21 protein-coding genes are annotated in these 24,774 nt (G+C 63.5%); 13 read left to right on the plus strand and 8 right to left on the minus strand.

The genetic code is table 11. The features are described 5' to 3' along the window. Positions 1-2: 2 nt before the first annotated feature. From glpE to AC1RMG_RS24490, 7 genes are all read right to left on the minus strand, one after another. Positions 3-332 (minus strand): thiosulfate sulfurtransferase GlpE, encoded by a 330-nt coding sequence (glpE, locus tag AC1RMG_RS24460; protein ID WP_011063830.1) that lies wholly within the window; start codon positions 330-332, stop codon positions 3-5. A 33-nt stretch (positions 333-365) separates the two neighbouring features. Beyond that, complete coding sequence (locus tag AC1RMG_RS24465; RefSeq protein ID WP_220223362.1) at positions 366-1,235, minus strand: symmetrical bis(5'-nucleosyl)-tetraphosphatase; 870 nt, start codon at positions 1,233-1,235, stop codon at positions 366-368. After that, positions 1,235-1,615, minus strand: coding sequence for a Co2+/Mg2+ efflux protein ApaG (gene apaG, locus AC1RMG_RS24470; RefSeq protein ID WP_011063828.1), 381 nt, complete (start codon positions 1,613-1,615; stop codon positions 1,235-1,237). Before apaG ends, AC1RMG_RS24465 begins: the two co-directional genes overlap by 1 nt. 124 nt (positions 1,616-1,739) lie before the next feature. After that, positions 1,740-2,552 carry a 16S rRNA (adenine(1518)-N(6)/adenine(1519)-N(6))-dimethyltransferase RsmA gene (gene rsmA / locus AC1RMG_RS24475; RefSeq protein ID WP_011063827.1) on the minus strand — a complete coding sequence of 271 codons (813 nt, stop codon included), beginning with the start codon at positions 2,550-2,552 and terminating at the stop codon, positions 1,740-1,742. After that, positions 2,549-3,538 (minus strand): 4-hydroxythreonine-4-phosphate dehydrogenase PdxA, encoded by a 990-nt coding sequence (gene pdxA / locus AC1RMG_RS24480; protein ID WP_015637252.1) that lies wholly within the window; start codon positions 3,536-3,538, stop codon positions 2,549-2,551. The genes rsmA and pdxA overlap by 4 nt, the downstream gene beginning before the upstream one ends. Continuing rightward, positions 3,535-4,851 carry a peptidylprolyl isomerase SurA gene (surA, locus tag AC1RMG_RS24485; protein ID WP_493170435.1) on the minus strand — a complete coding sequence of 439 codons (1,317 nt, stop codon included), beginning with the start codon at positions 4,849-4,851 and terminating at the stop codon, positions 3,535-3,537. Before surA ends, pdxA begins: the two co-directional genes overlap by 4 nt. After that, positions 4,832-7,654 carry an LPS-assembly protein LptD gene (locus AC1RMG_RS24490; protein ID WP_125063638.1) on the minus strand — a complete coding sequence of 941 codons (2,823 nt, stop codon included), beginning with the start codon at positions 7,652-7,654 and terminating at the stop codon, positions 4,832-4,834. Before AC1RMG_RS24490 ends, surA begins: the two co-directional genes overlap by 20 nt. A 130-nt stretch (positions 7,655-7,784) precedes the next feature. Here AC1RMG_RS24490 and AC1RMG_RS24495 point away from each other — a divergent pair, with 130 nt between their 5' ends. From AC1RMG_RS24495 to AC1RMG_RS24505, 3 genes are read left to right on the plus strand one after another with little or no spacing between them, the layout of a single operon-like run. Then, entirely contained in the window at positions 7,785-8,810 is a 1,026-nt protein-coding gene (locus AC1RMG_RS24495; protein WP_493170437.1) for an aminoglycoside phosphotransferase family protein, read from the plus strand. After that, positions 8,807-9,481 (plus strand): N-acetylmuramate alpha-1-phosphate uridylyltransferase MurU, encoded by a 675-nt coding sequence (gene murU / locus AC1RMG_RS24500; RefSeq protein ID WP_015637249.1) that lies wholly within the window; start codon positions 8,807-8,809, stop codon positions 9,479-9,481. The genes AC1RMG_RS24495 and murU overlap by 4 nt, the downstream gene beginning before the upstream one ends. A 1-nt stretch (position 9,482) precedes the next feature. Beyond that, the gene (locus AC1RMG_RS24505) at positions 9,483-10,250 is read left to right on the plus strand and encodes a TerB family tellurite resistance protein (RefSeq protein WP_011063821.1); all 768 of its coding nucleotides are present in this window, start codon (positions 9,483-9,485) and stop codon (positions 10,248-10,250) included. 45 nt (positions 10,251-10,295) lie between these two features. On the opposite strand, the gene AC1RMG_RS24510 is transcribed toward AC1RMG_RS24505, so the two are convergent. Next, entirely contained in the window at positions 10,296-11,285 is a 990-nt protein-coding gene (locus AC1RMG_RS24510; RefSeq protein ID WP_015637248.1) for an alpha/beta hydrolase family protein, read from the minus strand. 74 nt (positions 11,286-11,359) lie between these two features. Here AC1RMG_RS24510 and AC1RMG_RS24515 point away from each other — a divergent pair, with 74 nt between their 5' ends. From AC1RMG_RS24515 to AC1RMG_RS24560, 10 genes are all read left to right on the plus strand, one after another. After that, a complete protein-coding gene (locus AC1RMG_RS24515; protein WP_493170440.1) occupies positions 11,360-13,759 on the plus strand; it encodes a PAS domain-containing sensor histidine kinase in 2,400 nt (799 codons plus the stop codon). A 13-nt stretch (positions 13,760-13,772) separates the two neighbouring features. After that, positions 13,773-14,402, plus strand: coding sequence for a response regulator (locus AC1RMG_RS24520; protein WP_011063818.1), 630 nt, complete (start codon positions 13,773-13,775; stop codon positions 14,400-14,402). 262 nt (positions 14,403-14,664) lie between these two features. Next, entirely contained in the window at positions 14,665-15,789 is a 1,125-nt protein-coding gene (locus AC1RMG_RS24525) for an ABC transporter ATP-binding protein (RefSeq protein ID WP_015637246.1), read from the plus strand. Between the two features lie 42 nt (positions 15,790-15,831). Beyond that, entirely contained in the window at positions 15,832-16,875 is a 1,044-nt protein-coding gene (locus AC1RMG_RS24530; RefSeq protein WP_011063816.1) for an ABC transporter substrate-binding protein, read from the plus strand. Positions 16,876-17,023: 148 nt separating this feature from the next. Next, positions 17,024-18,271: an ABC transporter permease gene (locus AC1RMG_RS24535; RefSeq protein WP_011063815.1), complete on the plus strand. Its 1,248-nt coding sequence runs from the start codon at positions 17,024-17,026 to the stop codon at positions 18,269-18,271. 13 nt (positions 18,272-18,284) lie between these two features. Next, positions 18,285-19,109 carry an ABC transporter permease gene (locus AC1RMG_RS24540; RefSeq protein WP_011063814.1) on the plus strand — a complete coding sequence of 275 codons (825 nt, stop codon included), beginning with the start codon at positions 18,285-18,287 and terminating at the stop codon, positions 19,107-19,109. A 102-nt stretch (positions 19,110-19,211) separates the two neighbouring features. Further along, on the plus strand, positions 19,212-20,585 hold the full coding sequence (locus AC1RMG_RS24545) for a sigma-54 interaction domain-containing protein (protein WP_053160230.1): 1,374 nt from the start codon (positions 19,212-19,214) through the stop codon (positions 20,583-20,585). A gap of 197 nt (positions 20,586-20,782) precedes the next feature. Then, entirely contained in the window at positions 20,783-21,931 is a 1,149-nt protein-coding gene (locus AC1RMG_RS24550; RefSeq protein ID WP_493170442.1) for an iron-containing alcohol dehydrogenase, read from the plus strand. Positions 21,932-22,004: 73 nt separating this feature from the next. Further along, entirely contained in the window at positions 22,005-23,450 is a 1,446-nt protein-coding gene (locus AC1RMG_RS24555; protein WP_283991898.1) for a hypothetical protein, read from the plus strand. Between the two features lie 117 nt (positions 23,451-23,567). Next, on the plus strand, positions 23,568-24,716 hold the full coding sequence (locus AC1RMG_RS24560; RefSeq protein ID WP_011063810.1) for an iron-containing alcohol dehydrogenase: 1,149 nt from the start codon (positions 23,568-23,570) through the stop codon (positions 24,714-24,716). The last annotated feature ends 58 nt before the right edge of the window (positions 24,717-24,774 follow it).

Below are 24,774 nucleotides of genomic sequence, written 5' to 3' on the forward strand. Positions count from 1 at the left end.
AATTATTCAGGGTTGCCCTGAGCGGTTTCCGCTGGATAAGTGCTGCGCCACAGTTCGAAGCCGCCATCCAGGCTGTAGACGTCGGAAAAGCCCTGGCTGACCAGGTAGGCCGCCGCGCTCTGGCTCGAGTTTCCGTGATAGCAAACCACCACTAGCGGAGCGTCGAGGTCAGCCGCGCGGATGAAGTCGGAAATGGAGTGATTGTCCAGGTGTTGCGAGCCACTGATGTGGTTCAGCGCGTAGGTTTGCGGATCGCGGATATCCACCACCACCGCACCTTGCTCGCGCAGTGCCTGGGCCTGTTCTGGGGGGATGCGTTTGAATTCGCTCATGGCGGGCTCCTGGAGCTTGATAATCAGCGCCGGCTAGCGCTTTGCCGGTGTCGGCAGGGGTTCGGGGGAAAGCGCGGCGGTGCGGCCCTGGGCATCGCAGTCGCAGGTCAGGCGTATGCCGCTATCGACATTCAGCAGGGTCATGGCCCCGCCCCAGACGCAGCCGCTGTCCAGGGCGAAGATGCCGGGCTCGTTGCAATGGCCTTCCAAGGCTGCCCAGTGGCCGAAGATGATCTTCAGGTCCCGGGTCTTGCGCTCCTTGTGGCTGAACCAGGGGGCGTAGCCCGGAGGCGCGGTGTCCAGGCCCTCCTTGCTCTTGAGGTCCAGCTTGCCGTCGCTGGTACAGAAGCGCATGCGGGTGAAGTAGTTGGTGATGACCCGCAGGCGGGTCACGCCTTTGAGATCACTGTCCCATTTCGCTGGATCATTGCCATACATGCCGTCCAGGAAGGGGTCGAAGAGGTTGTCGTCGCGCAACGCTTCTTCGACTTCGGCGGCACATTTCTGGGCTTTCTTCAGCGACCACTGGGGGGCTATGCCGGCGTGCACCATGGCGATGTTGCGGGCTTCGTCGTAATGCATCAGCTTCTGCTGGCGCAGCCACTGCAAGAGCTCCTCGCAATCGGGAGCCTCCAGGATCTCGCGCAGAGTGTCGGATTTCTTCAGGCGCTCGACGTTGCGCCAGACGGCCAGCAGGTGCAGGTCGTGATTGCCCAGCACGCAGACCAGCGAGTCGCGGATCGAATACAGGTAGCGCAGGGTTTCCAGCGACTGCGGTCCACGGTTGACCAGGTCGCCCACCAGCCACAGGCGATCCCGTGCGGGATCGAAGGCTACTTGTTCAAGCAGGCATTGCAGAGGTTCCAGGCAGCCTTGCAGGTCGCCGACGGCGTAGGTCGCCATCAGTGCAAGGCTCCGGGCACGGCCAGGCGGAAGGGCGCAATGACGGCGTCGAACTGTTTGCCATCCTCGGCGAGCATCTGATAGCTGCCCTGCATGTTGCCAACCCGGGTGGTCATTACCGTGCCGCTGCTGTAGGTGTGGCTTTTGCCTGCGGCGATCAGCGGTTGCTGGCCCACCACGCCGGCACCACGGACCTCTTCGACATGCCCGTCGCCATCGGTGATCACCCAGTGCCGGGACAGCAGCTTGGCTGGAAGCGAGCCATTGTTCTGCACGGTGATGGTGTAGGCGAAAGCGAAGCGGTTCTGCTCGGGTTGCGATTGGTCTGCCAGAAAGCGAGTGACGACGCTGACGTCGACCTGGTAACGAGGATCGGACATGCAAGAGGCCTTTAAAGCAAAGCGGGACGCGGGACAGGACTGATGGAGGTCAGTCTAGGTCAAGTATCGGGTAGTAGACCAGACATCCTGTCTGGCGTCCTACCCGATATCAGCCGAGGGCGTTTCAGTCGGTGGCGGGCTTGGGCTGGTCTGCCAGCTGATCGGCCAGGCGCACGAAGGCGGCCAGGTCCAGTTGTTCGGGACGCAGGCTGCCGTCGACGCCGGCGGCCTCGATCTCGGCGCTGCTGAGCAGTGCCTTGAGGGTGTTGCGCAGGGTCTTGCGGCGCTGGTTGAAGGCTTCGCGCACGATGCGCTCCAGCAGGCGATGATCCTTGGCCGGGTGTGGCAGTACCGCGTGGGGCACCAGGCGCACGATCGCCGAGTCGACTTTTGGCGGCGGATTGAAGGCGCCCGGGCCGACGTTGAACAGGTGCTCCACACGGCAGTGATACTGGACCATGATTGAAAGACGGCCCCAGTCACCACCGCCAGGGCCGGCAGCCAGGCGTTCGACCACTTCCTTTTGCAGCATGAAGTGCATGTCGCGGATCAGTCCGGCGTTCTGCAGCAGGTGGAAGATCAGCGGAGTAGAGATGTTGTAGGGCAGGTTGCCGACCACCCGCAGGCTGCCTGGCGCTGCGCCCAGGGTGTTGAAGTCGAACTTCAGGGCGTCGCCCTGGTGCAGGTTGAAGTTGCTCTTGCCGGCGAACTGCTGGTTGAGGATCGGGATCAGGTCCTTGTCCAGTTCCACCACGTCCAGCTGGGCGCCGCTGCCCAGCAGGCCCTCGGTCAGGGCGCCCTGGCCCGGGCCGATTTCCAGCATGCGGTCCTCGGGCTTGGCATGGATGGACCGCAGGATGCGGTCGATGACGCCAGCGTCATGCAGGAAGTTCTGGCCGAAGCGCTTGCGCGCCCGGTGTTGGTATTGCTCGGTCATATACGGTTCTCGGCCATCTGGTAGGCGGTTTCCAGGGCGACCTGCAGGCTGCCGGTGTCGATCTTGCCGCTGCCGGCCAGGTCCAGGGCGGTGCCGTGGTCGACGGAGGTGCGGATGATCGGCAAGCCGAGCGTCACGTTGACGGCCGCACCGAAGCCTTTGTATTTCAGCACAGGCAAGCCTTGGTCGTGGTACATCGCCAGCACTGCGTCGCAGTGCTCCAGATATTTGGGGGTAAACAGAGTGTCGGCAGGCAACGGACCGCGCAGGTCCATGCCTTCGGTGCGCAGGCGCTCTAGGGTAGGTTCGATGATGTCGATTTCTTCGCGGCCCAGGTGACCGCCTTCACCGGCGTGGGGGTTGAGCCCGCAGACCAGGATGCGTGGCCGGGCGATGCCGAACTTGTGCTGCAGGTCGGCATGCAGGATCCGCGTGACCCGCTCCAGGCGCTCGACAGTGATGGCGTCGGCGATTTCCCGCAAGGGCAGGTGGGTGGTTACCAGCGCCACGCGCAGGCCGTGGGTGGCCAGCATCATCACCACTTGCTCGGTGTGGGTCAGGTCGGCGAGGAATTCGGTATGGCCGGAAAAGGCGATCCCGGAGTCGTTGATCACGCCTTTGTGCACGGGGGCGGTGATCATGCCGGCAAAGTGCCCGTCCAGGCAGCCCTGGCCGGCGCGGGTCAGGGTTTGCAGGACAAAAGCCGCATTGGCCTGGTCCAGCTGGCCGCTGATCACAGGTTTGGCCAGGGGCGTGTCCCAGACATACAGGCTGTTCGCCGGGGCGGGTTCAGTCGGCAGTTGCTCCAGGGTTACCGGCAGCAGATCGACGGCCACGCCCAGCTGCGCGGCCCGCTCTAGGAGCAGGTCGCGGCTGGTAATGGCAATCAGGGGGTGAGGCTGGGGTTGCGAAGCGAGCAGCAGGCACAGGTCAGGACCTATACCCGCCGGTTCGCCGGGTGTCAGAGCGAAACGTCTGGGTTTCACTGTGCGGCCTGTTCAGCGCCGGGCAGCTTGATTTCGACGTAGGCCTCGTCACGGATCTGCCGCAACCAGGTCTGCAGCTCTTCGTCGTACTTGCGGTTACGCAGGACGGTCATGGCTTGCTGTTCGCGGGCCTGGCTGGTGCTGTCGGTGGCGCGACGGCCAAGGACTTCCAGTACGTGCCAGCCGTAAGGGCTCTTGAAGGGCTTGGACAGTTGACCTTGTGGGGTCCTGGCCATCACTTCGCGGAATTCCGGCACCAGGGCGTTCGGGTCGATCCAGTTGAGGTCGCCGCCGTTGAGGGCGGAGCCTGGGTCTTCCGAGTAGCTTTTCGCCAGTTCGGCGAAGTCTTCGCCGGCCTCGATGCGATCGTAGAGTTTCTGCGCCAGGCGCTTGGTCTCTTCTTCGCTGCGAATTTCGCTTGGCTTGATCAGGATGTGACGCACGTGCACTTCGTCACGCACCTGATTGCCGCCGCCACGCTTGTCCAGCAGCTTGAGGATGATGAAGCCGCCAGGGGTACGGGCCGGTTGGGTAATGTCGCCCACGGCCATGGCGCTCAGTTCGCGATCGAATGGAGGGGGCAGTTGAGCCGCTTTGCGCCAGCCCATGTCGCCGCCTTCCAGAGCGTTGTCGCTGCCGGAGCGGGCGATTGCCAGCTGGGCGAAGTCCGCACCCTGCTTGAGCTGCTGGTACACCTCCATGGCCTGGCGGGCAGCACTCTGAATGGCTTCGGAGTTGGCGCTTTCCGGGGTCGGGATCAGGATGTTGGCCAGGTGCAGTTCTTCGGAGAGCTGCATCTTGCCCAGGTCCGAGGCCAGGAAGTTCTTCACTTCCTGTTCCGATACCTGGATGCGTTCGGCCACACGGCGCTGGCGCACGCGGCTGATGATCATCTCGCGGCGAACCTGGTCACGGGCGTCCTCATAAGAGAGACCATCGTGGGCCAGGGCGGCACGGAATTGCTCGATGCTCATGCTGTTGCGCTGGGCAATGGTGCCGATCGCCTGGTTCAGTTCTTCATCGGTGATGCGGATGCCGGAGCGTTCGCCAATCTGCAGTTGCAGGTTTTCAACGATCAGGCGTTCCAGAACCTGTTGCTCCAGGACGCTGGTAGGCGGTACACCACCGCCACGCTTGGCGATGGTTTGCTGGACTTCGTGAACCCGTTGGTCCAACTGGCTCTGCATGACCACGTCGTTGTCGACGATGGCCACGACCTTGTCGATGGACTGCACTGCGGCGCTGGCCGCAGTACTCAGGAACAGCGCGCCCAGCATCAGCGGGCGCAGACAATCAGAAAGCTTGGTCTTCACGTTCACGATAACCTTGGATGCCTTTGTCGAGGAAGCTCTCTACTTTGGTGCCCATGACGCCACCGAGACCCTTCAGAACAATTTGGAGGAAGATGCCGCGGTCGCCTTTTTCGTTCTCAGGAGCGTTCTGACTGAACTCGTCATACTTGACCCAGTAACGGCTGATCAGGCGCAGTTTCCAGCAGCAGTTGTCGTATTCGAAACCACCGAAGGCCTCGAGCGTGCGGTTACGGTTGTAGTCGTACTGCCAACGGCTGATGGCGTTCCATTGCGGCACGATCGGCCAGATCACCGAGAAGTCATGCTGCTGGATCTTGTAGTAGTCCTTCACGTAGCCCGGAGTGCCCGGAGTGCCGTAGTCGCCACCCATTTTCCAGGTACCGCTGTTCTGGTCGTAGCGAATCTGGTCGTTGCGATAGCGATAGCCGGCGTTGACCACCTTGTTCGGGTTGTCTTCAGGCTGATAGTGGAACATCGCACTGCCGGAACGCGGGCTGTGGCTGTCCGGATCCCAGTTGTACTCGGCGTTGGCGCGCCAGTCGCGGTTGAAACGGTATTCGTACTCGAGGGCGTAAGGCGAGACGTTGGAGGTGGCGTCGGCGCGGGTACGGTAGTCGATACCGGGCAACTGAACGGTGCGGTCCTTGAAGTACATGGCCTGGCCGACGCTTACACGCTGGCGCTGGAAGCCGTTGTCTTCGATCCAGCGACTGGTTAGACCCAGGGACAGCTTGTTTTCGTCGCCGACACGGTCGGAGCCGGAGAACCGGTTCTCGCGGAACAGCGAAGAATAGTTGAAGGTCGGTTCACCCGTGTCGAATACCGGAATGTCTTTCTGGTCCTTCTCCGGTACGTACAGGTAGAACGCACGTGGCTCCAGCGTCTGGCGATAGTTGGTGCCAAACCATTGGGTATCACGGTCGAAGTACAGGCCGCCGTCGACACTGGCGATTGGTACGCCACGGTTCTGCGAGCTTTTGAACGACTCACCCAAGGCTGCTGAATTGTTCCGGTTGGTGACCAGGTCATCTTTACCCTGGCGATCGAGGTCGGTGTTGTACTGGGTGTACATGTACTTCAGGGATGGGGTCAGATAACCGTAGCTCCAGTTCAGCGGCAGGCTGACACCAGGCTTGAGGTTCAAACGATCACCATTGGAGCGAGCCAGGCCGGCGACGTTGGTATCCAGTCGTGGCGTACCAATGGCTCCGGTATCCAGATCGATGGGGCCCCCATCTTTATCTGTGTAGTTGCCTTTCAACAGGTCCCGTTCAAAGCGCACCAGCTCGGTGTCGTAGGTGAAGTCCAGGCCCTGCGGATGGAACGGCAGCTCACCGGCTAAGGTGAGCTGCGGCAGACGGTTGTACGGTGTGATGTTGGACACGCTGGCCAGTTCGTAGGCCTGCACGTTCAAGCGTGCGGTGTAGTCGTCGCCACGGTAGGTCACGGCGCCTTGCTGGTTGACGTAATCGGTGGACTTCACGCCGATCTGATCGGTTTCCAGGTCCTGGAAGTAGTACGGATCACTGATCTTGGTGTAGTCGACTTCGGTCATCAGACGCTGATCAAGCCCGCCCTTGTGCTGCCAGTTGAGCATGTAGCGGGTTTTTTCGTAGTCGGTCTGCTTCTTGCGATCGGTGTCGTCGTCGTTGAGGTACGCGGCGCCGAACTGACCTTCGCTGCTCTTGGTCAGGTAGCGGAACTCGCCTTCCATCAACAGGCCGCGCTTGGCCATGTAGCGTGGGTACAACGTGGCGTCGTAGTTGGGCGCCAGGTTGAAGTAGTAGGGGGTAACCAGCATGAAACCGGTGTCGCTGCTGGTGCCGATGCTCGGTGGCAGGAAGCCGGACTGGCGACGATCGTCGATCGGGAAGTAGATATACGGGGTGTAGAGCACCGGAATATCTTTGACCCGAAGGGTCACGTTGGTCGCGGTACCGAAGCCGGTGGCCGGGTTCAAGGTGATGTTGTTGCCCTTGAGCTGCCAGGCGTTGCTGTTCGGTTCGCACGTGGTGTACGTACCATCCTTGAGGCGGATGATGGCGTTTTCCGCACGCTTGGCGTACAGCGCATTACCACGGACGCGGGATTTGTGCAGAACGTACTCGGCGTTGTCGACCTTGGCTTCACCGGTGTCCAACTGGACGTCGGCGTGATCGCCTACCAGCAGCGCGCCATTGTCGCGTACGCGTACGTTGCCGCTCAGTTCGCCGCGGTTCTCGGCCTGGTACAGGTTGGCCTCGTCGGCCTCGACCTGCATGCTGCCCTGGCGCATGACCACGTCACCGGCCAGGGTCGCCACCTGTTCTTCCTGCTGATAGCGGGAAGCCTTGGCGCCGATAAAGGTCGGGGCGTCACTTTTATTCGTCTTGTCATTCATGCCAGGACGAATCGGTTCGATATAGGAACCAGAGCAGTAAGGACCGGTCTCGGCCAATTGAGCGGCGGTGAGCTTCTCACGCGGTACCCAGTCGAGGTGGCTGTAGTCCGCACTGCGGGACTTCAGGCCACGGCCCTTGGCCTCGGTCACCAGCTTCGACTTTTCGCCGCTGGCTTCTTCGCCCGTAGCATCGGCTGCCGTAGCAACGCTGGAGCTGACCGAGTTGGCGTCGTGGACCGGGCGCGGCGGCAGTTGGGCGGCGCTGGTTTTCGGCGCACAGGCCCAGCCACCCGAAGCAGAGACTGAGCAGTCATACTGTTCCGCGGCGACCACGAAGGAAGTGGCTAGAGGTTGCAGGGCCAGCAAACTGCCGGTAACCAGCAACGGAAATTTTTTACGAAACGCGGGGGATTTCAATGCCATCTTATTAGTCCGGGCTTCCTGCGTGCCATCTGCCCGCGGTGTGGGCCGCACGCCTCTCGATGGTCTGAAAAAGATGCTGGATAATAAAGCATGACCCGCTTGACGGCTAGCGCCGTCGGAGACCCTTGTAATGCCTGACCAAGATGTACGCTTGCAACACCTGAAAGTTTGGCTCGATGAGCAGTTGGCGATTGTTTATGCAGCGCAGGGCTGGGGTGAAGTGCCCCCGGCAACATTGACCGCAGCCAGCAGCGACGCGAGTTTCCGTCGTTATTTCCGTTGGCAGGGCGCGGGTCGCAGCTTCGTGGTGATGGACGCTCCGCCCCCCCAGGAAAACTGCAAACCCTTCGTGGATATCGCCCGTTTACTGGCGACTTGCGGCATCAACGTGCCGAAAATTTATGCAGAAGATTTGCCTCGCGGCTTCCTGTTGCTCAATGACCTGGGCAATCAGACCTACCTGGACGTGATCAACGAACATAATGCCGACGCACTGTTCGAGGATGCATTCCAGGCTTTGCTGGCCTTCCAGCAGTTGTCGATGGACGCGCCCCTGCCCAGTTACGACGTGGCCCTGCTGCGCCGTGAACTGGAGCTGTTCCCCGAGTGGTACATCGGCCGTGAGCTGGGCATCAGCCTGAGTCCACAGCAGCGCGAGCAATGGCAGCGTGCCAGCGACCTGCTGATCGACAGCGCCCTGGCGCAACCCAAGGTGCTGGTGCACCGCGACTATATGCCACGCAACCTGATGCACAGCGAACCGAACCCCGGCGTGCTGGACTTCCAGGATGCGGTCTACGGCCCGGTGACCTATGACGTGACCTGTCTGTTCAAGGATGCCTTCCTCAGCTGGCCGGAGTCCCGGGTACAGGGCTGGCTGAGCCAGTACTGGCACCAGGCGCGGGCGCGGGGTATCCCGGTGCAGGACGACTTTGACGAGTTTCTGCGGGCCAGCGACCTGATGGGCGTGCAGCGTCACCTCAAGGTGATCGGTATCTTCTCGCGGATTTGCCACCGCGATGGCAAACCACGCTACCTGGCCGACGTGCCGCGCTTCTTTGCTTATATAGAGGCGGTCACGTCCCGACGCCCCGAGCTTGCAGAGCTGTCGCAACTGCTGCTCAGCCTGCGCCAGCCGGCGGGAGCCCATGCATGAAGGCGATGATCCTGGCAGCCGGCAAGGGCGAGCGGATGCGCCCCCTGACCCTGACCACTCCCAAACCCTTGCTGCCTGTAGCGGGCATGCCGCTGATCGAGTACCACCTGCGGGCCCTGGCGGCGGCAGGTTTTCGCGACATCGTCATCAACCATGCCTGGCTCGGCCAGCAGATCGAGGATGCCCTCGGCGATGGCCAGCGCTGGGGCCTGAACATTCAGTATTCGGCCGAAGGCCAGCCGCTGGAAACCGGCGGCGGGATTTTCCAGGCATTGCCCTTGTTGGGGGACGCGCCGTTCCTGGTGGTCAATGGCGATATCTGGACCGACTACGATTTTGCCGCCCTGCGCCGGCCCCTGGCCGGGCTGGCTCATCTGGTGATGGTGGACAACCCGCCGCACCACCCCAGTGGTGGCGACTTCTGCCTGGTAAACGGCCAGTTGCACGACCGCCAGCCAGGCGTAGCGGCGCTCACGTTCAGCGGCATATCGGTGCTGCATCCGCGGTTATTCCAGGGTTGTGTTGCCGGTCCGTTCAAGCTGGCGCCGCTATTGCGCGAAGCCATGGCCCAAGGCCAGGTCAGTGGCGAACATATGCAGGGGCACTGGGTCGATGTCGGCACCGTCGAGCGTCTGGCCCAGGTTGAACACTTGCTGCAAGCGAGTCGCTGATATGTGGTGGCCAGGGACTCTGATCGGAGCCGGAGCTGGATTTGCAATCGCCAGTATTCCGGGGGCCATGCTCGGTGCGTTGCTGGGGCAGGCGCTGGACCGGCGCCTGCAACTGCACAGCTGGGCGCAGGTGCGTGAACGCCTGGGCGGTCGCCCGGCGTTGCGCAATGATGAATTGCTGTTCGTGCTGCTGGGGCGGCTGGCCAAGAGTGATGGCCGGGTGATGGACGGGCATATCCAGCAGGCGCGCCAGGAAATGCGCTCGCTGGAGATGAACGATGCGGCCCAGCGCCGGGCGATTGCCGCATTCAACCGCGGCAAGTCGGGCAATGACCGTCTGCGCGGCTATCTGCGTCGCCTCGCGGCTCAGCCCCATGCCGCCGAAGGCGTGCTGCGGGCCTGTTGGCGCATGGTCTGGGCCGACGGCCGGGTCGGGCCGGCGGAGCGCGAACTGATCCAGCTCTGGGGCAAATGGCTGGGCTGGACCCGTGAGCAGGTGCAGGCGTTGGCGCAGGACTACGGTCCGGCGAGGAAGTCACTGGCCGAAGGCGCCCTGACTTATCAAGAGGCGCTGCGCCTGTTGGGGGTTGCAGCTACCAGCGAGCCGGCGCAGATCAAGCGGGCCTATCGGCGCCTGCTCAGCCGCCATCACCCGGACAAGATCGCCGGCAACGGCGCCAGCGAGGCACAGGTGCGTGAGGCTACGGAAAAGACCCGGGAGCTGCACAGCGCCTATGCCCTGATACGCCAGCGCCGGGAATTCCGTTGAGGGTGCAGGCCGCGATTGCCGCTGCGGCAGTCGCGGCCTGTGGGCTCAGCTATCGGTGTTCTGAGGGTTCAACCAACCGCGTACCCGGCGAAACAGCTGCTCTTGCTGGGCGGTGTTGTTGCCGGGCAGGGCCTTGAGGGGAATCTGGCTGAAGTTCGAGTGCTTCAGGCGCTTGCTCGCTTGCAGTCGCTCCAGGGCGGCTTTTTGCGCCAGAGGCTTGTCGACATAGAAGAAGTCGGCAGTGGCCAGCTTCAACGTAGGCGTGATCTCCACCAGTTGCGGTTTGCCATTGGCCGGGGACTGGGCTGCTACCATCACCAGCTTCTGTACCTGGGCCGGCTGTTTCTCGCTGAGGTAGCGTGCGGCCCAGTAGGCACCCGTACCATGACCCAGGAGCACGATACTGCGGGCGTTCTGCTGTTCGGCAAAGGCCAGGGCAGCATCGACGCGGGTGAAGATGCGCTCGGCATCAGCCTTGATCTGCTCTTCCGTGCTTTCTGCTACTACCCGGTCGGCCACGTCGGCTTCGCCGCCAGCGACCTGCTCGATCGGCTTGGCCTCGGTGCTGGCATCCTTGGCGGTGTTGGCCTTGTCCGTAGGGGCCGGTGCGGCTTCGACCACCCGTGGTTGCGCGGCCTCGCTGAGCATGTCGGGCAGGGTCAGGCTCAGGCTGGCCCACTCGGTGTCCGGCAATTTGTTGCGCAAAGGTGCAATGGCTTGCGGCCAGTCAGCGGTTTCACCCGCTCCCGGGAGGATAATCACCACGCCCTTGGGGTCGCTGGTGTTGGCCGGCTTCCACAGGGCCAGGAAGGTATCGCCGCCGGCTTGCAACTGCTGCTGTTCCAGGGCGGGCAACTGGCGCTCCAGGGCGGCGGCGTCTTCCTGGCTACGCTCAGGCAGGGGTTGGCGTTGCGCCGGTTGTTCCTCGGGAGTCTTGGTTTCTGGAGCCGGGTCGGCAGCTTGCACAGAAAAGGTCCAGGGCAGGATCAGCGACAGGCACAATGCGGGCAGTGCCGAGCGGTGGACAAGGGGCATCGGATATTCCAGGCCAGAAGTAATTCCGGCAGCCTAATGGGTTGGTCAGTATTTGTCAGGGTGTGAGACTTCAGATGATGCGTTTTCGCTGCCTTCTGCTTATCGGCTGTCTGTGCCTTCCCTTGATAGGCCGTGCGGCCCCGGCGCCCCAGGTGCCGACTGCGCCCTTGAGCCTGGAACAGCGCCAGTGGCTGGCGCAGCACCCCGAGTTGCGGGTGGGGCTGGTGCTGCAGGCGCCGTTCGCCCAGTACGACCGGCGCCTGCAACGGCTGTCCGGGGCCAATGTCGAGTTGATGCAAGCCCTGGCCAAGGCGCTGAACATCGAGCTCAGCTGGCGCAACTTCCCTGACCAGGCACAGCTGGAGCGGGCCCTGCGCGACGGCGAGGTGGACATGGCCCCGGGCCTGACCCAGACCCCGGCCGGTCTGCGCCTGTGGTTGTTCAGCGACCCCTATATGCGCGTGCCGCAGCTGGTGGTCGGGGAGCGCAAGGGCGCAGGTACGGTGGAGCTGGAAAAACTCGACAGCCAGGCCCGGGTCGCCGTGCGCATGCCCAGTGCGGTGGCCGATTACCTGCGCCTGACTTACCCCAACCTCAACTTGCAAGGAGTGCCCCTGGAGCGCCAGGCCCTGCAGTTGCTGCTGAGCCAGCAGGCCCGCTACGCGGTGGTGGACGAGGCTCAGCTCAGTCGCCTTTCGGGGGAGGCGGAGTTCGCCGGGCTGGCCGTGGTGGGGGATATCGGCCTGCCGCAATTGCTGCGGGTAGCCACCCGCCGCGATTGGCCGGAACTGGCGAGCATTGTCGAAGCGGCCTTGCATGCGATCCCGGCCAAGGAGCTGGAGCAGCTCCATGGCCGCTGGCTCCAGCCCAAGTACCCGCGGCTTGGCGAGTCCCCCGGAGTCTGGCAGAACCTCAGCCTGCTGTTGGTGATCCTGCTGCTGGCGAGTCTGGCGATCGTCTTCTGGCAGCGCCGCCAGCAGCGCAGCCTGGAGCAGCGCCTGCTGGCGGCGCGGGAGGACATCGCCTTGCGTGCCGCCAGCGAGGAAGCCCTGCGCCTGACCCAGTTCTCCATCGATCAGAGCACCGTGGGCATTCTCTGGGTCAATTGGGACAGCCATGTGCGCTACGCCAACCGGGCAGCCGAAGAGATGCTCGGTTACCCGGCGGGCGGGGTGATCGACCGGCCGCTGATCGATTTCGAGCCCAACCTGCATATGGATCGCTGGCTCAACCTGTGGAAGCGGGCCCGGGCCAGCGAGGAGGGCGTGCAAAGTTTCGAGACCCAGTGTGTGCGTGCCGATGGCAGCATCCTGCCGACGGACGTGTCCCTGAGCTTCCTGCGCTTTCGCGACAGCGAATACCTGGTGGTCTATCTCAATGACGTGACCGAGCGCCGTCGCGCGCTGGCGGCCCTGCGCGAAAGCGAGGCGCGTCTGCAGGGGATTGCAGCCAACGTGCCGGGCCTGGTGTTCCGCCTGGAGCGGGCGCCGGTCACCGGGCAGATCGACTTCGCCTATATCAGCGAAGGCAGCGAGACCCTGGTGGGCTACTCGCCAGCAGTGCTGGCCCACAGGGACAAGGGCCTGCGCAGCCTGGTGCACCCGGACGACAAGACCAGCTATCACCAGACCCAGGACCAGGCCCTGGACACCGACAGCGACTGGTCCTGGCAGGGCCGCATCCTCACTCGCCAGGGCCAGCAGCGCTGGGCCGAGATCAAGGCCATCACCCGGCGTCTGGATGACGGCGCGTTTGTCTGGGACGGCATTGTCTGGGACATCAGCGAAAGCAAGCGCATCGAGCTGGAACTGGCCAGCTCCCGTGAACAGTTGCGGGAGCTGTCGGCGCACCTGGAAAGTGTGCGCGAAGAGGAAAAGGCCCGCATTGCCCGGGAAGTCCATGACGAACTGGGGCAGATGCTGACTGTGCTCAAGCTGGAAACGTCCATGTGTGAGCTGGCATATGCCCAGCTCGACCCGGGCCTGCATGAACGCCTCAACAGCATGAAGCGCCTGATCGCCCAGCTGTTCCAGCTGGTGCGGGATGTGGCTACTGCTCTGCGGCCGCCGATCCTCGATGCGGGCATCGCCTCGGCCATCGAATGGCAGGCCCGCCGGTTCGAGGCCCGCACCCAGATCCCTTGCCTGGTGCAGGTGCCGGACAACCTGCCGCGCTTGAGCGACGCCAAGGCCGTCGGCCTGTTCCGTATCCTCCAGGAGGCCCTGACCAATGTCATGCGCCATGCCCAGGCGCATACTGTGGAACTCACCCTGACCCTGGAAGCACACGAGCTGTGCATGAGCATCAGCGATGACGGCCTGGGCTTCGACACCGCTTCTGCACGTCCGACGTCCTTTGGCCTGGTAGGCATGCGCGAGCGGGTGCTGATCATGGGCGGGAGCCTGTCGCTGCACAGTGAGCGGGGCGAAGGCACCACCCTGAGTGTCCGGGTGCCCCTGGACCAAGAACAATAACGAGGAGACACGCGTGATCCGTGTACTGGTAGCCGAAGACCACACCATCGTTCGCGAAGGCATCAAGCAACTGATTGGCCTGGCCAAGGACCTGGTCGTGGTGGGCGAGGCGAGCAACGGCGAGCAGTTGCTGGAGACCCTGCGTCAGGTGCCCTGCGAAGTGGTGCTGCTGGATATCTCCATGCCCGGGGTGAACGGCCTGGAGGCCATTCCGCGGATCCGTGCCCTGAGCAATCCGCCGGCGATCCTGGTGCTGTCGATGCACGACGAGGCGCAGATGGCCGCCCGGGCGCTGAAGATCGGCGCTGCCGGCTACGCCACCAAGGACAGTGATCCGTCGCTGCTGCTGACGGCCATTCGCAAGGTGGCATCCGGCGGCCGCTATATCGACCCGGACCTGGCTGACCGCATGGTCTTCGAGGTCGGCCTGACCGATACCCGGCCCTTGCATTCGCTGCTTTCCGAGCGTGAATTCTCGGTTTTCGAGCGCCTGGCCCAGGGCGCCAATGTCAACGACATTGCCCAGCAACTGGCCCTGAGCAGCAAGACCATCAGTACCCACAAGGCGCGGCTGATGCAGAAACTCAACATCACCTCCCTGGCCGAACTGGTGAAATACGCCATGGAACACAAGCTGCTCTGACACCCTCTGCGGTGCTCTCCCGCCCCTTGGGGGAGGGCACTTATCCATTTGCGACATTCCGCGCTTTCAGGCTTTCGCCGTTTCTTGCCGCTTGCAGCCTGCCGTTTGCCTCCGCCCTTATCCAATCGCGCCATTCTTGTAGGGCAATCCCTACACGCAACCTTCCAGAGGGCTGAGGCGAATCTCTCCTGGCCCCCGATTTGCGCGCTCTGAAGGCTCCTCTAGGCTTGTTCCACAGCCGTCTAAAACAAAAGGTGCGGGTATGAGCGAGGTCGTTTCAAGTGCTGGGGCCAACGATGTTCTGGTCAGCTTTCGTGGTGTGCAGAAGAGCTACGACGGCGAGAACCTGATCGTCAAAGACCTCAACCTGGAAATTCGCAAAGGCGAGTTCCTCACCCTGCTGGGGCCGTCCGGTTCCGGCAAGACCACCAGCCTGATGATGCTGGCCGGTTTCGAAACCCCGACCGCCGGCGAGATCCAGCTGGCCGGGCGCTCGATCAACAATGTGCCGCCGCACAAGCGCGACATCGGCATGGTGTTCCAGAACTACGCGCTGTTCCCCCACATGACCGTGGCCGAGAATCTGGCCTTTCCGCTGTCGGTACGCGGCTTGAGCAAGACCGACATCAGCGAGCGGGTCAAGCGGGTGCTGAGCATGGTCCAGCTCGATGCTTTCGCCCAACGCTACCCGGCCCAGCTGTCCGGCGGCCAGCAGCAGCGGGTGGCCCTGGCCCGGGCCCTGGTGTTCGAGCCACAGCTAGTGCTGATGGACGAACCCCTTGGTGCCCTCGACAAGCAACTGCGCGAACACATGCAGATGGAGATCAAGCACCTGCACCAGCGCCTGGGCGTGACCGTGGTCTATGTGACCCACGACCAGGGCGAAGCCCTGACCATGTCCGACCGGGTGGCGGTGTTCCACCAGGGCGAGATCCAGCAGATCGCGCCGCCGCGCACTCTCTACGAAGAGCCGAAGAACACCTTCGTCGCCAACTTCATCGGCGAGAACAACCGCCTCAACGGCCGCCTGCACAGCCACAACGGCGAGCGTTGCGTGGTGGAGCTGGGGCGTGGCGAGAAGGTCGAGGCGCTGGCGGTGAATGTCGGCCAGGTCGGCGGCCCGGTGACCTTGTCCATCCGCCCGGAGCGGGTGAGCCTCAACGGTTCCAGCGAAAGCTGCGTCAACCGCTTCTCCGGCCGGGTGGCGGAATTCATCTATCTGGGCGACCACGTCCGGGTGCGCCTGGAAGTCTGCGGCAAGAGCGACTTCTTCGTGAAACAGCCGATTGCCGAGCTCGATCCTGCGCTGGCAGTAGGTGACGTGGTGCCGCTTGGCTGGCAAGTCGAGCACGTTCGCGCGCTCGACCCGCTTCTAGAGGCGAATTGATCGCCCCCTGCAACACCAACCTGCACGTGGAGAACACAATAAATGTTGAGATCCCTGAAATTCACCGCCCTGGCACTGGGCATGATGGGTGCGGCGCACGCCATGGCGGCGGGCCCGGACCTGACCGTGGTGTCCTTTGGCGGGGCGAACAAGGCGGCCCAGGTCAAGGCCTTCTATGCCCCTTGGGAAGCGGCGGGCAAGGGCAAGATCATCGCCGGCGAATACAACGGCGAAATGGCCAAGATCAAGGCCATGGTCGACACCAAGAGTGTGTCCTGGGACCTGGTAGAAGTGGAGTCCCCGGAACTGTCCCGCGGTTGCGACGAGGACATGTTCGAGCAACTGGACCCGGCGCTGTTCGGTAACAGCGAAGACTACGTCAAGGGCGCGATCCAGCCGTGCGGCGTGGGCTTTTTCGTCTGGTCCACGGTACTGGCCTACAACGCCGACAAGCTGAAAACCGCTCCGAGCAGTTGGGCTGATTTCTGGGACGTCAAGCAGTTCCCGGGCAAGCGCGGCCTGCGCAAGGGCGCCAAGTACACCCTGGAGTTCGCCCTGATGGCCGACGGCGTCGCGCCCAAGGACGTGTACAAGGTCCTGGCCGGCAAGGATGGCCAGGACCGTGCCTTCAAGAAACTCGATGAACTCAAGCCCTACATTCAGTGGTGGGAAGCCGGCGCCCAGCCGCCGCAGTACCTGGCTTCCGGCGACGTGGTCATGAGCTCGGCCTACAACGGCCGGATCGCCGCGGTGCAGAAGGAAAGCAACCTGAAAGTGGTGTGGAACGGCGGCATCTACGACTTCGACGCCTGGGCCATTCCAAAAGGCCTGGACAAGGCTCGCGCCGAAGCGGCGAAGAAGTTCATCGCCTACTCGGTGCAACCGCAGCAGCAGAAGACCTATTCGGAGAATATCGCCTACGGCCCGGCCAACACTCAGGCCGTGCCGCTGCTGGCCAAGGACATCCTCAAGGACATGCCGACCACTCCGGAAAACATCGCCAACCAGGTGCAGATCGACGTCAGCTTCTGGGCTGACAACGGTGAGCAACTGGAACAGCGCTTCAACGCCTGGGCAGCCAAGTAACCACCCCCTGCCGTTGTAGGAGCGAGCTTGCTCGCGAAGGCGTCATCAGCATCAACCTTGATGTTGAAGCACAGCCTTCGATGCGCGGCCAAGCCCGCTCCTGCCGCCTGGTGGTTTGTATTCGAAAGATCGATTCGCGGAGTTTGTCATGACCATCACCGTTCCCCTGAACGCGGTCACCGGCCCGACCCTCAAGCAGCGGCTGGCCCGTGCCGAGCGGGTCAACCGCTGGAAGGCCCAGGCGCTGATCGCGCCCCTGGTGCTGTTTCTGCTGCTGGTGTTCCTGGTACCGATCGTGGCGCTGCTGTACAAGAGCGTCGGCAACCCGGAAGTGGTCGGCGGCATGCCGCGTACTGTGGCGGCCGTGAGTGCCTGGGACGGTCGTGGCCTGCCCGCTGAAGGGGCCTACAAGGCGTTGAGCGAAGACCTGGCGGACGCCCGCAAGAATCAGACCCTGGGCGACCTGTCCAAGCGCCTGAACATGGAGTTGGCCGGCTACCGCAGCCTGCTGACCAAGACCGCTCGCGCCCTGCCGTTCAAGGCCGAGCCCGAATCCTATAAAGAAGCCATGGAAAGCCTGGATGAGCGCTGGGGCGACCCGGCCTACTGGCAGGCGATCCGCCGCAACACCAGCAGCCTGACCCCGTACTACCTGCTGGCGGCGGTGGACCATCGCATCGACGACCTGGGCGAACTGGCGCCGGCCACCCCGGACCAGTCCATCTACCTGGACATCTTCGCCCGCACCTTCTGGATGGGCCTGGTGATCACCGCCATCTGCCTGGCCCTGGCCTATCCCCTGGCGTACCTGCTGGCCAACCTGCCGGCGCGCAAGAGCAACCTCCTGATGATCCTGGTGCTGCTGCCGTTCTGGACCTCGATCCTGGTGCGAGTGGCGGCGTGGATCGTGCTGCTGCAATCGGGTGGCCTGATCAACAGCGCGCTGCTGGCCATGGGGGTGATCGACAAGCCCCTGGAACTGGTGTTCAACCGCACCGGGGTCTACATCTCCATGGTGCACATCCTGTTGCCGTTCATGATCCTGCCGATCTACAGCGTGATGAAAGGCATCTCGCCGACCTACATGCGTGCGGCGATCTCCCTGGGCTGCCATCCGTTCGCCAGCTTCTGGCGGGTGTATTTCCCGCAGACCTACGCCGGGGTCGGCGCTGGTTGCCTGCTGGTGTTCATCCTGGCGATTGGTTACTACATCACCCCGGCATTGCTGGGCAGCCCGAACGACCAGATGGTCAGCTACTTCGTCGCCTTCTATACCAACACCAGCATCAACTGGGGCATGGCCACGGCCCTGGGCGGCCTGCTGTTGCTGGCGACCATCGTGCTCTATCTGATTTACAGCTGGCTGGTGGGCGCAAGCCGCCTGCGCCTGAGCTAAGGAGAGAATCGAAATGCTGAGCCCCTACATGTCGCCCGTCGAACGGGTCTGGTTCTACAGCTTGCGGATTCTCTGCGGCTTGATCCTGTTGTTCCTGGTGTTGCCGGTGCTGGTGATCATCCCGCTGTCGTTCAACTCCGGCAGTTTCCTGGTGTACCCGCTGCAGGGCTTTTCGCTGCACTGGTACCAGGACTTCTTCGCCTCTGCCGAGTGGATGCGCGCGCTGAAGAACAGCGTCATCGTGGCGCCGGCCGCAACCTTGCTGGCCATGGTCTTCGGCACCCTGGCGGCCATCGGCCTGACCCGCGGTGATTTCCCCGGCAAGGCGCTGGTGATGGCCCTGGTGATTTCGCCGATGGTGGTACCGGTAGTGATCATCGGTGTGGCCAGCTACCTGTTCTTCGCCCCGCTGGGCATGGGCAACAGTTTCTTTTCGCTGATCATCGTGCATGCGGTGCTCGGCGTGCCTTTCGTGATCATCACCGTGTCGGCAACCCTGCAGGGCTTCAACCACAACCTGGTGCGGGCCGCGGCCAGCCTGGGCGCCTCGCCGCTGACCACATTCCGCCGGGTGACCTTGCCGTTGATCGCCCCCGGGGTCATCAGTGGCGCGCTGTTCGCCTTCGCCACCTCGTTCGATGAGGTGGTGGTGACCCTGTTCCTTGCCGGCCCGGAGCAGGCCACCCTGCCGCGGCAGATGTTCAGCGGCATCCGCGAGAACCTCAGCCCGACCATCGCCGCTGCGGCCACGTTGCTGATCGCCTTCTCGGTGATCCTGCTGCTGACCCTGGAATGGCTGCGTGGGCGCAGCGAGAAACTGCGCACGGCTCAGGCCTGAGCCCCTCGGGCGGCCTTGTACTAAGGTCTGGGCCGCCCCGTCCCCTCTGCTTGTCGTTCACCCGTAAACTGCGCGCTTCCCATGCTTACTGTGGAGTCGCGGGTGAACTTCAACGATGCCAGTTTCGAAGAGCTGCTCAATGCGCTGCATGACGGCGTCTACATCACCGATGGCCAGGGCCAGACCCTCAAGGTCAACCAGGCCTACGAGCGCCTCACCGGCCTGAACGGCGCCGAGCTGCTGGGGCGGCCGATGCAGGAACTGGTGAAGAGTGGGGTGATTTCCCAGTCCGCTTCACTACGGGTACTGCAGGACGGTCGGCCGGTGTCGGTGATGCAGAGCCTCAGCCACGGCAAGAAGTTGCTGGTCAGTGCCACGCCGATCCTCGCCGCCGACCAGAGCATTCGCTATGTGGTCAGCACCGTGCGCGACATGACCGAGCTGCTGCGCATCAAGCGCGAGCGCGACGAGTTGCAGCAGCTCAAGCAGCTGCGCACCAGCACTGCGCGGCTGCATGCGGGCCAGCGTGACGACCTGTTGCAATCACCGCTGATGGCCGACCAGGAGGTTTCCGGGCGGGTCTTTGCCCAGGCCCGGCAAGTGGCCGACTGCGACGTGAAGGTGCTGTTGCAGGGGGAGACGGGTGTGGGTAAAACCCTGGTGGCGCAATTTATCCACAACGCCAGTGCTCGTGCCCGCGAACCGTTCCTGGCCCTCAACTGCGGGGCGCTGCCGGAGAACCTGATCGAGGCCGAGCTGTTCGGCTATGCCCCGGGTGCCTTCACCGGTGCCGGCAGCAAGGGCAAGCGCGGGCTGCTGGAGCTGGCACACAACGGTACGCTGTTTCTCGACGAGATCGGCGATCTGCCCCTGGCGGTGCAGGTCAAGCTGCTCAAGGTCATCGAAGAGAACCGCTTCATTCCGGTGGGCGGCCTGGAGCTCAAGGAGGTGGATGTGCGCATCATCAGCGCCACCCATCACGACCTCAAGCAGCGGGTGGCCGAGGGCAAGTTCCGCGCCGACCTGTATTACCGCCTGAATGTGGTGCCCATCGCGATCCCGGCCCTGCGCGAGCGCAGCGAGGAAATCGGCCCCTTGCTGGAGTACTACCTGGAGCACTTCAACCAGCGCTATCAGCGTGAGGTGCAGTGGAGCCTGGAAGCCCTGGAACTGCTGGGCGAGTATGCCTGGCCGGGGAACATCCGCGAGCTGATCAACGTGGTGGAGCGCCTGGTGGTGACCTGCTCCGGCCAGGTGATAGAGGCCCTGGACCTGCCGGAGGACCTGATCGAGCAACAGGCCCGCAACACCGACGACAGCCGCCTGCCGCTGCGCAAGGTGCTGGAGAACGCCGAGCGCCAGGCGATTCGCGCGGCCCTGCAACTGCACAAGACCACCCGCCTGGCCGCCAAGGCGCTGGGGGTGAGCCAGGCCACGGTGGTGCAGAAGATGAAGCGCTGGGAACACTCTGATTAGGATTCTGATCAGAGCTGCCTGCAGCGATCAGCAATTCAATCGCGACGGCCCGGTCATTCCCCTGGATTTCCTTCCAGAGCCTTGTAGATCAAGGCTTTGCGTATCTTGGCACAGCTTTCGCTCTACAGCCTGCGAGCCCATTCGAGAGTGGCCGCCTGACGGCGCTCTTGCCACAACAATTAAACAAGGCCGAGCTGATGAGTATCTCTGCGTTCAAGATTGCCAACAAACTGATTACTGGCCAGGGCGCCATCGAACAGCTGGACGCCGAACTGGCGCGCCTGCAGATCAGCAACCCGCTGATCGTCACCGATGCGATCCTGGTCAAGTCCGGCACCGTCGATCTGGCCCTGGCCCACCTGGGCGGGCGCGCCTACCGGATCTTCGACGAGGTCCAGCCGGAGCCGGAAATCGCCATAGTCCAGGCCTGCACCCAGGCTTACCGGGCCGGTGGCCACGATGGCCTGATCGGCCTGGGCGGCGGCAGCGCCATTGATATCGCCAAGGCGGTGGCGGCGTTCGCCGGCCATGAAGGCGCGCTGGAAGAACTGTTCGGGGTGGATCAGGTGCAGTGCAAGGGGCCGCCGCTGATTGCCATTCCTACTACTGCGGGCACCGGTTCGGAGGTGACCAACGTGGCGATCCTCTCGGACAAGGTGGCCCAGTTGAAAAAGGGCATCGTCAGCGATTACCTGCTGCCGGACGTAGCGCTGGTGAGCCCGGTGATGACCCTGACCTGCCCGCGCAGCGTCACCGCCGCCAGTGGCGTCGACGCGCTGGTGCATGCGGTGGAGTCCTACCTGTCGCTCAACGGTTCGCCGATCACCGACTCCCTGGCCCTGGGCGCGATCCGCCTGATCGTCAGGGCGCTGCCCAAGGCCTACGCCAACCCGGCCAACCTGCAGGCCCGGGAAGACATGGCCACCGCCAGCCTGATGGCCGGCATGGCCTTCGGCAATGCCGGAGTCGGTGCAGTGCATGCCCTGGCCTATCCCCTGGGCGGGCGCTTCAATATCGCCCACGGGGTGAGCAACGCGCTGCTACTGCCCTACGTCATGGCCTGGAACAAGATGGCCTGTGTCGAGCGCTTTCGCGATATCGCCCAGGCCATGGACCTGCCGATCGCCGGGCTCAGTGATGGCCAGGCCGCAGAGCAGGCGGTCCAGGCCATGGCTGCGCTGTGCGCTGCGGTGGACATCCCCACGGGCATGCGCAGCTTCGGTGTGCCCGAGGACGCGATCCCGGCCATGGCCGTGGAAGCGGCGGGTATCCAGCGGCTGATGCGCAACAACCCGCGCCAACTGAGCCCCGGCGATATCGAGCAGATCTACCGGGCTGCCTATTGATCGATCCTTGCCCGTGCCAACTGGCGCGGGCCGCTTTACACCGCCACCAATACCAATAAGACAGGTGCAGTTGATGCCAACGCCTTCCGACACTCGGCACGAAACGCCGTACATCGCCCTTGGCCCGTTCAAGGTGCGTTTGCCCTTTATCCACTACAAATTCGAGCTGCCGGACTACCTGCAAGGCTTGCTGATGTGCGCCGTCGACCTGGCGGCCATTCCACTGATGACCGAGTTCCTCGGCATGCCCTTCGAGATGGCCCTGGCCGTGGTCATGCTCAACGGCCTGTTGTACCTGGCCCACCACCTGCTGGGCGACCCCGTGGTGCCCGGCTGGATCACCCCGGCGGTGCCGCTGCTGATGGCCTATTGCGCGCAGTTTCCCGTGGGCCCGGAGCGTGTCCACGCGCTGATTGCCTTCCAGTTGATGCTCGGGGTGTTCTCCATCGCCCTGGGGGCCACCGGCATGGCGCGCAAGGTGGTGGGCTTCGTGCCCTCGGCGATCAAGTCGGGAATCATTGTCGGCGCCGGGCTCAGTGCGGTGACCGCGGTGTTCCAGGTGGGCGGCAAGTTCGACAGTTTTCCCTGGACCATTTCCATCGCCATCGGCATTGCCTTCTACCTGATCTTTTCCCAGCACTTTGCCCAGCTCAAGCTGCGCAACCGCTTCTGGTGGAACTTCGCCAAGCTGGGCATCCTGCCGATCATCCTGCTGGCGGTAGTGCTGGCGCCGCTGTTCGGTGAAGCGCCGTGGCCGACCATCCAGTGGGGCCTGAGCAAGCCGGACTTCATCGGCCTGTGGAACAACTACACGGTGTTCGGCCTGGGCATGCCGCCGCTGTCGATGTTCATCAGCGCGCTGCCGACCATGCTCGCGGTGTACATCATCGTCTTTGGCGATGTGCTCAGCGCCAAGGTGCTGCTGGACGAGGCCGAGCAGATCCGCACCGACGAAAAAGTCGACTACGACCCGGACCGCTCGCACCTGATCTTCGGCGGGCGCAACGCATTCATGAGCATCTTCGGTCCGGACATTGCCATGTGCGGGCCGAAATGGGCGGCGATGCTGGTGGTGGTGATCGAGCGCTTCAAGGGCGGGCCCAAGGCCATGAAGTCGATCTATGGCGGCATGGGTTCGTTCCGCTGGGGCACCAACACCGGCTTGCTGCTGTTGCCGGTAGTGACCCTGGTGCAGCCGATTCTCGGGGTCGCGCTGGCGCTGACCTTGCTGATCCAGGGTTACGTCAGCGTGCGCCTGGGCATTCTCGAGGCCCGTAGCCAGCGTGACCTGGGCATCGCAGGGGTGATCGGTGCAGTGCTGGCGATCAAGGGCGCCAGTTGGGGCTTTGCCATTGGCGTGGTGCTGTGCCTGCTGATCTACGGCAAGAACTTCTTCAAGGGCGAGAACGACCGGACTTTCAGCAAGGACCTGGGCGCCGCGGACGCAACTCCCGTCCCGGATGCCCAGCCAGGGCCCCAGGCCAAGCCCGCCCGGGCGGTGGAAAGCGAGGTGGCCTGAGCCTTCGCGGGTAACGTGAGCACTGTCGTGATGCCGATCGGGCATCGCGACAGCCCGGTTGCGCAATCCCCAGCTACGCTTGTGCCGGCTCCCACCTTTATATAAGAGGCTGCGCACATGAGTATTTCCTCTTTCAAGATCGCCCATAAATTGCTGACCGGCAGCACCGCCATCGAGCAACTGGCTGCCGAGCTGACCCGCCTGGATGTCGATAACCCGCTGATCGTCACCGATACTGCCCTGCTCAGGTCCGGCACGGTGGAGCTGGCGCTGGCCCACCTGGGGGAGCGCAGTTACGAAGTCTTCGACCGGGTGCAGCCCGATCCGGAAATCGCCATCGTCGAGGACTGCATGCAGGTGTACCGCGAGGGCGGGCATGACGGGCTGATCGGCCTGGGCGGCGGCAGCGCCATCGATATCGCCAAGAGTGTCGGGGCCTATGCCGGCTATCACGGCGCCCTGGAGGACCTGTTCGGCATCGACCAGGTGCCGCGCAAGGGGCCGCCGCTGATCGCCATTCCCACCACCGCAGGCACTGGTTCGGAAGTGACCAATGTGGCGATCCTCTCGGACCGGGTCGCGCAATTGAAGAAAGGCATCATCAGCGACTACCTGCTGCCGGACGTGGCCCTGGTCAGCCCGCAGATGACCCTGACCTGTCCACCGCGTGTCACCGCGGCCAGCGGCGTCGATGCCCTGGCGCATGCCATCGAGGCCTACCTGTCCCTCAATGCTTCCGCGATCACCGACTCCCTGGCCATCGGCGCCATCAAGCTGATCGTCAAGGCTTTACCCAAGGCCTTTGCCAACCCGGCCCACCTGCAGGCCCGGGAGGACATGGCCACCGCCAGCCTGATGGCCGGCATGGCCTTCGGCAATGCCGGGGTCGGTGCGGTGCATGCGATGGCCTATCCCCTGGGCGGACGCTTTCATATGTCCCACGGGGTCAGCAATGCCTTGCTGCTGCCCTATGTCATGACCTGGAACAAGATGGCCTGCGTCGAGCGTATGCAGGATATCGCCGAGGCCATGGGGGTACAGACCGCGCACCTGAGCGCCAGCGAGGCGGCCGACCGGGCAGTGGAGGCCATGGCAGCGTTGTGTGCGGCGGTGGAAATTCCCAGCGGCTTGCGCAGCTTCGGCGTGCCCGAGGATGCGATCCCGGCCATGGCCGTCGAGGCCGCTGGTATCGAGCGCTTGATGCGCAACAACCCGCGCCGGCTGAGCCCCGCCGATATCGAGAAGATCTATCGCGCGGCCTACTGATCATCGCGGTTACGGTGTGCGCTCCAAAGCATGAGGTATACAATGCGCGCCATCGTGA

The organism is Pseudomonas sp. GW822-FHT04H02 (genome assembly GCF_058800645.1).